10 protein-coding genes and 2 pseudogenes are annotated in these 13556 nt (G+C 62.1%); 4 read left to right on the top strand and 8 right to left on the bottom strand.

What is annotated here, in order from left to right; genetic code table 11:
• Positions 1-173: 173 nt before the first annotated feature.
• The 3 genes and pseudogenes from ACODSV_RS30205 to ACODSV_RS30215 form a co-directional block, all read right to left on the bottom strand.
• A complete protein-coding gene (locus tag ACODSV_RS30205) occupies positions 174-941 on the bottom strand; it encodes a methyl-accepting chemotaxis protein (RefSeq protein WP_370531127.1) in 768 nt (255 codons plus the stop codon).
• Positions 942-1076: 135 nt separating this feature from the next.
• Positions 1077-2126 (bottom strand): annotated as a pseudogene (locus ACODSV_RS30210) (cache domain-containing protein); the annotation flags it as partial.
• A gap of 188 nt (positions 2127-2314) precedes the next feature.
• Positions 2315-3181 (bottom strand): aldo/keto reductase family oxidoreductase, encoded by an 867-nt coding sequence (locus ACODSV_RS30215; protein WP_150055111.1) that lies wholly within the window; start codon positions 3179-3181, stop codon positions 2315-2317.
• A gap of 72 nt (positions 3182-3253) precedes the next feature.
• Between ACODSV_RS30215 and ACODSV_RS30220 the strand changes: the two genes are divergently transcribed.
• Positions 3254-3898, top strand: a complete 645-nt coding sequence (locus ACODSV_RS30220; protein WP_150055110.1) for a TetR/AcrR family transcriptional regulator — start codon at positions 3254-3256, stop codon at positions 3896-3898.
• A 27-nt stretch (positions 3899-3925) separates the two neighbouring features.
• Here the strand turns inward: ACODSV_RS30220 and ACODSV_RS30225 are convergent, their stop codons facing one another.
• A complete protein-coding gene (locus ACODSV_RS30225) occupies positions 3926-4504 on the bottom strand; it encodes a cysteine hydrolase family protein (protein WP_102623464.1) in 579 nt (192 codons plus the stop codon).
• Positions 4505-4631: 127 nt separating this feature from the next.
• On the opposite strand from ACODSV_RS30225, the gene ACODSV_RS30230 reads away from it, so the two are divergent.
• Together ACODSV_RS30230 and ACODSV_RS30235 are read left to right on the top strand one after the other, a co-directional pair.
• Positions 4632-6035, top strand: a complete 1404-nt coding sequence (locus ACODSV_RS30230) for an XAC2610-related protein (protein ID WP_150055109.1) — start codon at positions 4632-4634, stop codon at positions 6033-6035.
• A 39-nt stretch (positions 6036-6074) separates the two neighbouring features.
• Entirely contained in the window at positions 6075-6599 is a 525-nt protein-coding gene (locus ACODSV_RS30235; RefSeq protein WP_024075787.1) for a GNAT family N-acetyltransferase, read from the top strand.
• A gap of 57 nt (positions 6600-6656) precedes the next feature.
• Here ACODSV_RS30235 and ACODSV_RS30240 read toward each other — a convergent pair whose 3' ends face one another.
• Together ACODSV_RS30240 and ACODSV_RS30245 are read right to left on the bottom strand one after the other, a co-directional pair.
• The gene (locus ACODSV_RS30240; RefSeq protein WP_410524631.1) at positions 6657-7754 is read right to left on the bottom strand and encodes a methyl-accepting chemotaxis protein; all 1098 of its coding nucleotides are present in this window, start codon (positions 7752-7754) and stop codon (positions 6657-6659) included.
• A 195-nt stretch (positions 7755-7949) separates the two neighbouring features.
• Positions 7950-8222: pseudogene (locus ACODSV_RS30245) on the bottom strand (PAS domain-containing protein); the annotation flags it as partial.
• A gap of 213 nt (positions 8223-8435) precedes the next feature.
• Between ACODSV_RS30245 and ACODSV_RS30250 the strand changes: the two are divergent.
• The gene (locus ACODSV_RS30250) at positions 8436-10634 is read left to right on the top strand and encodes an OsmC domain/YcaO domain-containing protein (protein ID WP_069076254.1); all 2199 of its coding nucleotides are present in this window, start codon (positions 8436-8438) and stop codon (positions 10632-10634) included.
• A 135-nt stretch (positions 10635-10769) separates the two neighbouring features.
• Here the strand turns inward: ACODSV_RS30250 and ACODSV_RS30255 are convergent, their stop codons facing one another.
• Together ACODSV_RS30255 and ACODSV_RS30260 are read right to left on the bottom strand one after the other, a co-directional pair.
• A complete protein-coding gene (locus ACODSV_RS30255; protein ID WP_150055731.1) occupies positions 10770-11936 on the bottom strand; it encodes a cystathionine gamma-synthase in 1167 nt (388 codons plus the stop codon).
• Positions 11933-13309, bottom strand: a complete 1377-nt coding sequence (locus tag ACODSV_RS30260) for a pyridoxal-phosphate dependent enzyme (RefSeq protein WP_150055732.1) — start codon at positions 13307-13309, stop codon at positions 11933-11935. The genes ACODSV_RS30255 and ACODSV_RS30260 overlap by 4 nt, the downstream gene beginning before the upstream one ends.
• Positions 13310-13556 lie beyond the last annotated feature (247 nt).

The raw sequence follows: 13556 nt of genomic DNA on the forward strand, positions 1-13556 counted from the left end.
CCCAAAACCAGCCTCTACAGAGTGTCTGATACACCGCGTTCTTCTTGACTGGGGCTGCTGCGCAGCCCAACGTGGGGCAAGCCCGCTCGCCACAACAAGCCCGCTCGCCACAGGGCGATTGGTCGGGGGATGAGCACATCTAGGCGTCGTCCCCACCCAACGTCCGCGGCGCCCTAGGACTTGAACCGGCCCACCAGCCCATTCAACTCCGCCGACAAGCCGGCCAACCGCCCCGAGTCATCCTGCGCAGAATTGGCCAGGCTCTCCACCAGCCGTGCCTCGTCGTAGATCTGCTGGATATGCCGGTTGATCTCTTCGGCCACGCTGTGCTGTTCCTCGGCGGCGGCCGATATCTGCAGGTTCTGGTCGCGAATCTCGTTGACTGACAACTGGATGCCTTCAAAACTGTCCCGCGCGCTTTCGATGGACGACACACTGGCGCGGGACAGGTCCAGGCAACTGCTCATCTTCTGCGTCACTTCCTCGGTCTTGCTGCCGAGGGTACCGAGCAGTTGTTCGATCTCGCCGGTGGAGTCGGAAGTGCGCTTGGCCAGCGCCCGCACTTCGTCCGCCACCACCGCAAAGCCGCGGCCTTGATCACCCGCCCGGGCGGCTTCAATGGCCGCGTTGAGCGCCAGCAGGTTGGTCTGTTCGGCAATCGCACGGATAGTGCCAATGATCTGGTTGATGCTGCGGCTGCCGGCCTCCAGCTCGACCATGGCTTCGGACGACTCGGTCAAGCGGCGGCCGAGCCGGTTGACGTTGTCCGTGGTCATTTCGATCTGCTGCTTGCCCTCGGCCACGCGGCGATGGCCGTTCTCGGCGGACTCCGCTGCGCCGCTGCACGACCGCGCCACTTCATTGGCGGTGGCCACCATTTCATTGAATGCCGTGGACACCAGTTCGACCGCTTCCCGCTGGCGCCCGGCGGCTTCGTTCATGTTGTGCGCCACTTCGCTGTTGACCCGTGAAGCGTCCTGCAAGTTGGTCGACGCCGCGCCAATATGCTGGATCAGCTGGCGGATCGCAGCGAGGAACTTGTTGAACCAACCGGCCAGTTCAGCGGTTTCATCCTTGCCCTGCACCCGCAGTTCGTGGCGCAGGTCTCCTTCGCCCTGGGCGATGGATTGCAAGCCGGTGCTGACCTGGCCGATCGGCTTGACGATCACCTTGGAGAACGCCGCGGCGATCAGGCCAAAGATCAGGACCAGCACCGCCACGATGATTGTGGTCAGGTAGGTCATGCGCGTGGCGGCGGCCATCACTTCGTTGTATTCGATCAACCCCACATAACGCCAGCCCAGGCCGGGGGAGGTCCAGATATTGGCCATGTAGCGCACGCCATCGATCACCACTTCGGTCGATCCCTGGGCGGTCTCGGCCAAATGTGCGTACGGCGCGCCAAGGTCCTTGAGCGGCTTGAAACTGTGCTTGGCATCGCGAGGGTCAACCAGGACCACGCCGTCTTCGATCAGCATCACATAGCCGCTTTCGCCCAGCTTGATACTCTTGACCAGCTCGGTGAGGTTCTTCAGCGACACACTCACCACGAATACGCCCTTGGCCTTGCCGGCGTTATCCAGTAGCGCCCGCGCGGTGCCGACCAGCGCGACGTCATCCTTGTCGTAATAGTAAGCCGGGGTGCGCACGGTCTTGCCGGGGCTGGCCATCGCCGCCTTGTACCAGGGGCGCGTGCGCGGGTCGTACTTGGCCAGTTGCGGGTCGTCGGGCCATTTGACGTAAGTGCCGTCTTCCAGGCCGATGGACAGGATCGCCGCAGAAGGATGGGTCGCGCCAAAACGCGCGAACCGTTCGATCACCTGCTGGGCCTGCGCCGGCATGGGCTGGCTGGCGGCGTTGTCGGGTCGATAATCCTTGAGGGTGTTCACGGACGTGTATACAGGATCTGCCGCCATTTGATCGACGTTCTGCAGCGTGCCCTCGAAGAATTGCCGGATATTGCCATCGATCTGGCGTATCTCACGGGTACTGCCATCGATGAACTGATCGACTGCCTGGGTTCGCGTATTCATCACGGAGATCACCGCGACCAGGCTAACCGGGATAAACGCGACAGATACAAACGCAAGGACCAGCTTATTCTTTATTTTCATCGAGACGACCATCAGCGGAGAGGGCGGCCAAATCGCCGAGACATTGCGATTTGCTTTCACCGATGTTTCGGCTCGCTTGGGTTAAAGCTTTAGGGTTTTTTGTACACAATACAATTCGAGATTGTTCTGTATCCAATTGGCAGGCGATGCGCCGAACAACGCTGCGCATCACCTGGGATATCGACGCACAAGGGACCGCTTCAGTCCGCGATGGCGTTCAACGCAGCCAGCGCCTCGTCCGGCACATCCCATTCGCCCACCGCAAGGTTTTCATGCAAATGGGCCACCGAGGAGGTGCCCGGAATCAACAGGATATTGGGCGAGCGCCGCAACAACCACGCCAGCGCCAATTGCTTCGGTGTTACGCCCAGCCCCTGCGCAACGCTGGATAAGGTCGAAGACTGAACCGGAGTAAATCCACCCAGCGGGAAGAACGGCACATAGGCAATGCCTTCCTCAGCCAGGGTGTCGATCAAGGTGTTGTCGTGTTGATGGGCGATGTTGTACAGGTTCTGCACGCAAACGAACTTGACGATGCGGCGTGCCTCGGCCACTTGGGTCGGCGTGACATTGCTGATGCCAATATGGCGTATCAACCCCTGGTGTTGCAGTTCAGCGAGGGTGTCCAACGCGGCGGCGTTCGAGCCTTCGCACGGGCCCATTGTGGAATGCATCGAGCGGAAGTTGACCACGTCCAGCACCTCCAGCCCCAGGTTGCGCAAGTTGTCATGCACCGCCTGCGTCAGTTCTTCCGGGGTGGACGCCGCCAGCCATCCACCTTCAGCGTCACTACGGGCGCCGATCTTGGTGACTATCGTGAGGTCGTCCCGGTAGGGATGCAGGGCCTCGTGAATCAGTTGGTTGGTGATATGCGGCCCATAAAAATCGCTGGTATCGATATGGTTGACGCCGCAGGCGACCGCCTCACGCAGCACGGCCAACGCGGCGTCGCGGTCCTTGGGAGGGCCAAATACGCCAGGGCCTGCCAATTGCATCGCGCCGTAACCCATGCGGTTGACCTCGCGGTCGCCCAGTATGAATGTCTTGCTGTTTTTCAAACCTGTCATCGGGGTCGCCCTTGCTTCAGCGGAGTAAGGCTCTAATATGAAGGATCCTTCAGATATTGGAATTCGCATTCCGTGAGCACCCTCAAAGCGTCCTTGAAGCCAAGAAAAACAGCGGTTCAGGCGCGCTCAGCCGCGACTGTCGAGGCCTTGCACACGGCAACCCTTCAGGTTTTGACCCAGCAGGGCCTGATCCGCTGCACAACCACCCGAGTGGCCGAGCGTGCCGGCATGTCGGTGGGCAGCCTCTACCAGTACTACCCGAATCGCGACGCGCTGCTCGCCGCCGTGCTGGCAAAACACCTGGAGTGGGTGGCCGAGGCGGTGGAGCAGGCATGCGCTCGCCATCGGCAGGTGCCGGTGGCTGAGATGGCCGCCGGCCTGGTCACGGCATTGGTGGCCGCCAAGTTACGCGACCAGGGCGCGTCCAAGGCCTTGTATGCCATCGCGGGCGAGCGGGGTGGTGCGGAGCTGGTCGCCCGCATCAATACGCGCATGGTGGCGGCCATCGCCGCGATGCTGGAGACCGCCCCCGATGCGCATTTCGAAGACCCGATCCTGACCGCCGGGATTTCGCTCAGCGCGATCGTCGGCCCGGTCAGGACGTTGCTCGAAGGCAATGCCTCGCCTACGTTCGAAGCCGGTCTTGAACAGCAGACCACGCTGCTGTTGCGGGCTTATCTGCAAGCCCATGGGGGGCCCGCTGCACTTAAGGCGTAGGGCAAGCGTGAACGTGATTACGCACGGTCAGTCCGTTTGCAACGGGGCGGCCGCGGCCAGGATTTCAGCTGTCTCGATCACCCTGGCGTAGTCCATCGCCAGATTGCTCAGCGACAATGCATGCACGTCCTCCGCCGGCCACAGGCGCCCGGCCAAGTCGGTTTGATCGAACGTGTAGCAGGCGTCCGCCGCCACGATTACCTCGAAGCCGAGGTTGCCGCCGGATCGCGCCGTGGCTTCAACCGAGTTGTTGGTGATCACCCCAACGATCACCAACTGCTTGATCGAGCGCACATGCAGCCAACGCTCCAGGCCCGTGGCGGTGAACGCATCCGGGACGTTCTTTTCCAGTACCTGCTCATGCGCCAACGGGCACAAGGCCGGCTGGAATTCACAGCCAGGCTGACCCGGCCAAAAGACCGAGTCGGGAGAGCGAGACATATGTCGGACATGGACAATGGGCCGCTGGGATCGCCGCCACGCGTTGAGCAGGTGCTGCATCTGCAACTCGGCGTGCGGGTTGTTGCGTCGCCCAAGCCTGGGATGGTTCATGCCCTGCTGCATGTCGATGATCAACAAGGCGGCGTTTGTCGCTAACGGTTCCATGGCAGCTCCTTTGACTGGCGAGAAGCGCAACATATCAGTCGATACATGGGCCATGGCAGGGATTTATTCGAAGCCCGCGGCATTTCCCATTACACTGCGGCGCAAAATTTCAGCAAGGATGCTTTGGATGCGTGTGTTATTGAGCGGTGCGTTCCTTTCCATGACCCTCACGGCTCCTGTGATGGCCGAGCCGCGCTCGTTCTCGGTCAATGACCCCAGCGGTCAATACCTGGTGGAGGTGTTGTTTCCAGAGGTGCCGCAAGACCTCCGCCAGCCGGCCCGCGCCTTGGTTACCGTGCGTGACCGGGCCACCCTCCAAACCCTGCAACAGCTGCAAACCCCTGCCGCCAATGTGCCGCTGGATCGCAATGGCAAGACAGACAGCGACCATCTGGTGGGGGCCTACGGTGTGTTGTATTTCGCCGATATCAACGCCGACGGCCGCCAGGACCTGGCTATCCGCAATGGCGAGGACGCCGAGGAGAGCCTGCAGTACCACTACGATGTGTACCTGCAAGACCCGCACAAGCCCCAATGGGTGCTGAACCGGCCATTGACGGAGCTGGCGAACGAAACCTTCGGCGGCATGTTTTCGGTGGACAAGGACGGCATCATCCATTCGCAAACCGACCGTGGCTGCTGCTGGACGCGCTCCAGCCGCCTGCAAATGCGCGAGGGTGAGTTGGTGCGACTGGATGCCTATACCCAGGAACAAGTGCCGCCCACCGAATACGGTGAAAACTCCAGCATGCCCAGCGGCTACATGCTGCGCACCACCGGTGTATTGAAGGACGGCAAGTGGCAGGAAACACCGCGCCTGGAAGGTCCCGTCAACGAAGATCCGCAGTATCTGGCCGGCACCCTCGACGGCAAGATCCCGGTGGCGCTCTGGTATCAGCAACAGGGCGCCGTGTTGATCGGTGAGCTGCGCTACACCAAGAGTGGCAGCGGCAAGCCGATCAAGTTGGTTGGCGACCAAAGCGACTATGACGACAAGCCTTTCGTCTACCTGCACGAATATACCGATGATGGTCATCAGACCGGCATTTGGCGGATCACCCGGGAAACCGTCGAGCCCTATCACTACAGCGGCACCTGGGTCAGTTCCGCCAAGGGGCAGCCGCGTGAACTGGCCGTCCAGTTGCGCCCGGAAGACCGTGAACCCGAGTACGAAAAACTCAGTGACGTCGCCCGTGACCAGCGCAGCGGCCACTACCAGATGCGCGATGACTTCCTGGGCCGCGACGGTGATCTGGACCTGGAGATCCTGCCCGAGCGTGATGCCCAGGGCCGGGAGCTTGCACGATTGACCCTGACACTCATCGCCGCTGGAACCTCAAAAACCATCGCCAGCGCGCATCACACGGTTGCGATGGAAACCGAAAACCTGATTATCGTGCCGGAACCCCTGGCGTCTCGGCGCGTTGGCCCGTACCACATCCAACTGGTGAAAAACTTCGCGGTGATCGAACACAACTCGGCGCCGGACAGCCAGGATTACTTCACCGGGATGTACCGCAAGCAGCCTTGACCCGCGCGTCTTCCACCTTTTGAGGCTCAGTGACACCCAATGCCACTACCCATTCGCCTGGCGCGACTGGATGACGCGCCGTTATTGCCCGCCATCGAGCATTCTGCCGCCCAAGCCTTTCAACTGATCGATGGCTTGGGCTGGCTGGCCAGCGCAGGCACCTTGACCGTCGAGCGTCATCGGCAGTGGATCGCGCTGTCGACCTGTTGGGTGGCGGTCGATGCCAACGATCAACCTCAAGGATTTCTGTGCGCAGAACGCCAGGGCGACGACCTGCATATCCATGAGGTGTCGGTCGCTCGGTCGCTGCACGGCCAGGGCTGGGGGCGCAAGCTGGTTGAGGCGGCGATGGACGCTGCGCGCTCACAGGCACTGCGCGCAGTGACCCTGACGACGTTCAGGCAGGTGCCGTGGAATGCACCGTTCTACCGCCGCCTGGGGTTTGAGCTGCAAGCCGAGGCGTCATTGGATCAGCGCTTGGCCGGGATGTTGGCAGACGAGTATGCACACGGCTTTGAGCCCGGCAGCCGCTGCGCCATGGTGTGGCGGGTGGCCAGAGCTTGACCACCCGACGACCTTTCAGCCCGGCCCCCGACTTTGCTGGATGCGGTGGGTCGCCTGTCAGCGATTGAAACGCTCAACCAATGCATATTGGGTGGACGCGGTGCGGGTCAGCTCCTTGCTCAGGTCGGTGGATTGATGCGCCTGGACCGAGGTCTGGTCGGCCAGTGTGGCAATGGTTGTGATGTTGCGGCTGATCTCCTCGGCCACGGCGCTCTGTTCCTCGGTGGCGGCGGCGATCTGGGTGGTCATGTCGGTGATGTGGGACACCGCTTCGCTGATGCCCACCAATGCCTGGTCGGCCTCAAGCACCCAAGCCACGCCTTCCTGGGCCTGGCGATGACCGTTCTCCATGCTTTGCACGGCATTGTTGGACGACGCCTGGAGCTTGGTGATCAGCCCGTGGATCTGGGTGGTGGATTGCGAGGTGCGTTGTGCCAGCTGTCGGACTTCGTCGGCGACCACGGCAAATCCGCGCCCCATCTCGCCGGCACGGGCCGCTTCGATGGCCGCGTTGAGGGCCAGCAGGTTGGTCTGGTCGGCGATGCCTTTGATCACATCGACGACGGTGCCGATTTCATCGCTGTCCCTGGCCAGCTGCGCCACGGTGACACCCGTTTCGCCGACCACCGCGGAAAGCCGCTCGATGGCTTCGCGGGTATCCCGCGCCACCTCACGGCCGCGCCCGGTCAGCAAGTTGGCTTGCTGGGTGGCATCGGCGGTGCGCTGCACATGGCTGGCGACTTCCTGGGTGGTCGCGGCCATCTGGTTGACGGCGGCCGAGACCTGCTCGGTTTCGACGCGCTGGCGGTCCAGGCCGGTGGAGCTGGCCGTGGCCAGTCGGTCGGATTGCCCGGCCAGCGCACTGAGTTGCTCGGCGCTGTCCTGCAAACGGGTCAGGCAAGTCTTCAGGCGCGCGTTCTGGCTGAGGAACGCGGTTTCCAGGCGTGCCTGGGGACCGGCTTCATCGCTGTACATCTGTGCGATCAAGGCATCGGAGGTGGATGGCTCGACGCCGACCAGCAAGCGCAGGGTCGCGCGCTGGCGCCACTGTGAGCAGAGCAGCGCCACCGGAACCGCGACGCCCACCGCCACGGCAATGGCCAGCGGCGCGCTGAGGAACAGCCCACCCACCGCGCCGGCAAGGCCGGTGGCGATATACGGCACGCAGCTCATCAAGGCCGGCGCCCAGGTGTCCAGGGCGGCCACGGCGGCTTTACCCTGGCTCAGACGCCGATACAGCGCCTGGGCACGCCGGATCTCATCGGCGGTCGGCTTGACCCTGACCGACTCGAAACCCACCACGCGGTTGCCCTCGAAAATCGGCGTGACATAGGCGTTGACCCAATAATGATCGCCGTTTTTCGAGCGATTCTTGACGATGCCCATCCACGGCAGCCCCTGCTTGAGCGCACGCCACATATGGGCAAACACGGCGGGAGGCACGTCGGGATGGCGCACGATATTCTGCGGCGCCCCGATCAGGTCGGCGCGTTCAAAACCGCTGATATCGACAAAAGCATCGTTGCAGTAAGTGATCATCCCATCCACATCGGTGGCGGAAATGAGCTTCTGCGAAGGCGCGAGGGAAATCTCGCGTTGTGTCACTGGCTGGTTATTGCGCATTCGACTACTCCCTGAATTGCTAGCAGGTCATCGGCAACCGTACAGATAAGTTGATGGTATTTCGTCTGACAAGCGCTCTGGCGTGGCTTTATACCGGCGTCGATAGCGCATCAGCCTTGCCTGTCGGCGGCCGAATGGCGAAAGCACAAGACTTCAAACGCAAATCCCGGATAATGGCGGCCAATTTGAAGTTCGCTATTTTGGTAATCCCGCATGGAAATTAAGGTCAACTTTCTCGACAACCTTCGACTTGAAGCCAAGTTCGATGACTTCACGGTGATCGCCGATCAACCGATTCGCTATAAAGGCGACGGGTCGGCGCCGGGGCCATTCGATTACTTCCTGGCCTCGTCGGCGTTGTGTGCGGCGTATTTTGTGAAGCTGTACTGCCAGACGCGCAATATCCCCACGGAAAACATCCGCCTGTCGCAGAACAACATCGTTGATCCGGAAAACCGCTACAACCAGATCTTCAAGATCCAGGTCGAGCTGCCTGCGGACATTTCCGAGAAGGACCGCCAGGGTATCCTGCGTTCCATCGACCGTTGCACCGTGAAGAAAGTGGTGCAGGCCGGGCCGGAATTCGTCATCGAAGAAGTGGACAACCTCGACGCCGATGCCCAGGCCTTGTTGATGCCCGGCAGCCCATCCGACGCGGGCACTTATATCGCGGGCAAGGACCTGCCGCTGGAGCAGACGATCGCCAATATGTCCGGGATCCTGGCCGGCCTGGGCATGAAGATCGAGATCGCCTCGTGGCGCAATATCGTGCCCAACGTCTGGTCCCTGCATATCCGCGATGCGCACTCGCCGATGTGCTTTACCAACGGCAAAGGCGCGACCAAGGAAGGCGCCCTGGCGTCGGCGTTGGGCGAGTTTATCGAGCGGCTCAACTGCAACTTCTTCTACAACGATCAGTTCTGGGGCGAGGAATTGGCCAACGCGCCGTTCGTGCATTACCCCGATGAGCGTTGGTTCCAGCCGGGGCGCAAGGATGAACTGCCGCCGGAAATCCTCGACGCCTACTGCCTGAAAATCTACAACCGCGACGGTGAGCTGCGCGGTTCCCACCTGTTCGACACCAACTCCGGCAACGAAGAACGTGGCATTGTCTCGCTGCCGTTTGTGCGCCAGTCCGATGGCGAGGTGGTGTATTTCCCGTCCAACCTGATCGAAAACCTCTACCTGAGCAATGGCATGAGTGCCGGCAATACCTTGGCCGAAGCCCAGGTGCAGTGCCTGTCGGAAATCTTCGAGCGCGCGGTCAAGCGTGAAATCATCGAAGGCGAGTTCGCGCTGCCGGACGTGCCGGCCGAGGTGCTGGCGAAGTACCCCGGTATCCTGGCTGGTATCGAAGGCCTGGAAGCCCAGGGCTTCCCGGTGCTGGTCAAGGATGCGTCGCTGGGCGGTGAATTCCCGGTGATGTGCGTGACCTTGATGAACCCGCGTACCGGAGGCGTATTCGCCTCATTCGGCGCGCACCCGAGTATGGAAGTGGCCCTGGAGCGCAGCCTCACCGAACTGCTGCAAGGCCGCAGCTTCGAAGGCTTGAACGATTTGCCGCAGCCAACCTTTGAAGGCCATGCAGTCACCGAGCCGAACAACTTTGTCGAACACTTCATTGACTCCAGCGGTGTAGTGTCGTGGCGTTTCTTCAGTGCCCAGTCGGATTACGAATTCGTCGAGTGGGACTTCTCGGGCCAAGGTGAAAACTCCAACGCCGAAGAGGCCGCGACCCTGTTCGGCATCCTCGACAACATGGGCAAAGAGTCGTACATGGCGGTGTACGAGCACCTTGGCGCCACGGCCTGCCGCATCCTGGTGCCGGACTACTCGGAAATCTACCCGGTGGACGACCTGATCTGGGACAACACCAACAAGGCCCTGTTTTTCCGCGCCGACATCCTCAACCTGCACAGCCTCAGCGATGCCGAGCTCAAGGCCCTGGCCGAGCGCCTGGTGGAGAGCGAGCTGGACGACTACACCGATATCACCACCTTGATCGGCATCGAGTTCGACGACAACACCGCCTGGGGCCAGTTGACCATCCTGGAATTGAAGCTGCTGATCTACCTCGCGTTGCAGCAGTACGAAGACGCCAAGGAACTGGTGGAAATGTTCCTGCAGTACAACGACAACACCGTCGAGCGCGGCCTGTTCTACCAGGCGGTGAACGCGGTGCTGGAGATGGAACTGGACGAAGACCTGGAACTGGCGGACTACGAGGCCAACTTCCGACGGATGTTCGGTAACGAGCGGATGGACGCCGTGATCGGCTCGGTGAATGGCAGCGTGCGTTTCTATGGCTTGACGCCGACCAGCACCAAGCTGGAAGGGCTGGACCGGCATCTACGCTTGATCGAGAGCTACAAGAAACTGCACGGCGCGCGGGCCAATATCACCTCGGCCTGACGCACTGACCTGTGTGGCGAGCGGGCTTGGTGTGGGGAGCGGGCTTGGTGTGGGGAGGTGGCTTGGTGTGGGGAGGGGGCTGTTGTGGCGAGCGGGCTTGCCCCTCCCACCTGGGATTCATGGGGGCTGGAGGATTTATATCCGGGCCAAGGCTTGCGCCAGGTCCGCCCGCAGATCCTCGACATCCTCAACCCCCACCGACAACCGCACCAACCCATCGCCAATACCCAATTGCGCGCGCGTGGCGGCGGGGATGCTTGCGTGGGTCATGATTGCCGGGTGTTCGATCAGGCTTTCCACGCCCCCCAGGCTTTCGGCCAAAGCGAAGATTCTGACGTTTTCCAGGAAGCGCCGGGCGCCGGCCAGGTCGCTGTTCAAATCCAGCGAAATCATCCCGCCAAACCCGCGCATCTGTCGACGCGCCAGTGCGTGCTGGGGATGGGACGCCAGGCCGGGATAGTGGACCCGCGACACTTGCGGTTGTTGTTCCAGCCAGGTCGCCAATGCCAGTGCATTGCTGCAATGGCGCTCCATGCGCAGGGCCAGGGTTTTCACGCCGCGCAAGGTCAGGAACGCATCGAAGGGCCCGGCGATCGCGCCGACCGAGTTTTGCAGGAAGCCCAGGCGTTCGGCCAGTTCCGGGTTGTCGCCAACGATGGCGATGCCGCCGATCACGTCGGAGTGGCCATTGAGGTACTTGGTGGTGGAGTGCACCACGATGTCGAAACCCAGCTCCAGCGGGCGCTGGATCCACGGGCTGGCGAATGTGTTGTCGGCCACGCAGAGGATGCCGCGGTCACGGCAGATGCGCGCGATGGCGCTGAGATCGGTCAGGCGCAGCAACGGGTTGCTTGGGGTTTCAACCCAGACCATGCGCGTGTCGTCTTGCAACGACGCTTCAAACGCCGCGCCATCGCTCAGGTCGACAAAGCTGAAACGGTGCCCCGCACTGCGCTGGCGCACCTTGTCGAACAGGCGAAATGTGCCGCCGTACAGGTCGTTGCCGGAGACGATATGGGCGCCTGCATCGAGTAATTCCAATACGGTGGAAATCGCCGCCAGCCCCGAGGCGAAGGCAAACGCCTGGCTGCCGCCTTCGAGGTCGGCCACGCAGCGTTCCAGGGCAAAGCGCGTGGGGTTATGGGAGCGGCCGTAGTCGAACCCCTTGTGTACGCCGGGGCTGTCTTGCAGGTAGGTGGAGTTGGCGTAGATCGGCGGCATCAGCGCGCCCGTGGTCGGGTCGGGTGATTGCCCGGCGTGGATCACACGGGTGGCAAACGCGCTTTTATCGGGCTGACTCATGCAAGGGACCTCCGTAGGTGATTGAGCAGGTCGACGCGGGTGATCAGGCCGTGGAAGCCCGAGGCGTCGGCGATGATGGCGACCAGGCCGCGATCCAGTTCCGCCTGCAATTCGGCGAGGCTGGAGCTGGGGGCCAGGGTTTGCACTTTATCGGTCATGGCGCTGGCGACGATCATCGAGAAATCCGCGGCGTCATGGTGCAGGCCCAGCAGGATGTCGGATTCGTCGATCACCCCCACCAGTGTCTGGCCGTCCACCAGCACCGGCAGTTGCGAGACATCGGCCAGGCGCATGCGCTGGAAGGCGGTGAGCAGGGTGTCGTCGGGGCTCACGCTGATCACGCGGCCATCTTCGAAGCGGCGGGCGATCAGGTCGCGCAGGTCGCCGTAGTGCTTGTATTGCAGCAGGCCCGCATCCTTCATCCATTGGTCGTTGTAGACCTTTGACAGGTAGCGCGTGCCGGTGTCGCAGACGAACGTGACCACGCGCTTGGGTTCGGTCTGCGCACGGCAATAGCGCAGCGCGGCGGCGAACAGGGTACCGGTGGAGGAACCGCCGAGAATGCCCTCGGCCTTGAGCAGTTGGCGGGCGTGGTCGAAGCTTTCTTCATCGCTGATGGAATAGGCTTGGCGCACGCTGGAGAGGTCGGCGATCGACGGAATGAAGTCCTCGCCAATGCCTTCCACCGCCCACGAGCCTGGCGTTTCCAGGCGGCCACTGCGGCTGTATTCCGCCATTACCGAGCCCACCGGGTCGGCCAGCACCATGGCCAGGTCGGGTTGTACGCGCTTGAAAAAACGGGTCAGGCCGGTGAGGGTGCCGGCCGAGCCGACCCCCACCACAATCGCGTCCACGTCGTGCTGGGTTTGCGCCCAGATTTCCGGGGCAGTGCTGGTTTCATGAGCCAGGGGGTTGGCCGGGTTGTTGAACTGGTCGGCGAAGAACGCGTCGGGAATGCCCTTGGCCAGGCGCGCGGCCACGTCCTGGTAATACTCGGGGTGGCCCTTGCCCACATCGGAGCGGGTGATATGCACTTCGGCGCCCATGGCCTTGAGGTGCAGCACTTTTTCCGTGGACATCTTGTCGGGCACTACCAGCACTACCCGGTAGCCCTTGGCCCGGCCTACCAGCGCCAGGCCCAGACCGGTGTTGCCGGCGGTGGCTTCGATAATGGTGCCGCCAGGGCGCAGGCGGCCGTCGCGTTCGGCGGCGTCGATCATGGCCAGGCCGATGCGGTCCTTGATGGAACCACCGGGGTTTTGCGATTCGAGCTTGAGAAACAGGGTGCAGAGGCCGGTATCGAAACGGCTGACGCGTACCAACGGCGTGTTGCCGATCAGTTCGAGGACGGCGGGGCGGGAAGGCGTAGGCATGTCGTCACCTGGTTACGGGATGGGCGTAGGGTGGGGGACAGCAAAAGGAAAAGCATGGCTTGGAACATAGGCCGGTATCGGGCGGCTCGCAACCGAGCGGTCGGCTGAGTGTCTTTTTTTGGCGCATGGGCGACGCTCGGGTGCGCCATCAATGAGCAGGCCCGAGCACCTGGATGGGCACGCGAGCCCGCTCATCACGGCGTTTCGGCCTTTGGCCTGGGGTTTGCTTTAAGACAGGTCAACTTGG

The organism is Pseudomonas sp. FG86 (genome assembly GCF_057808775.1).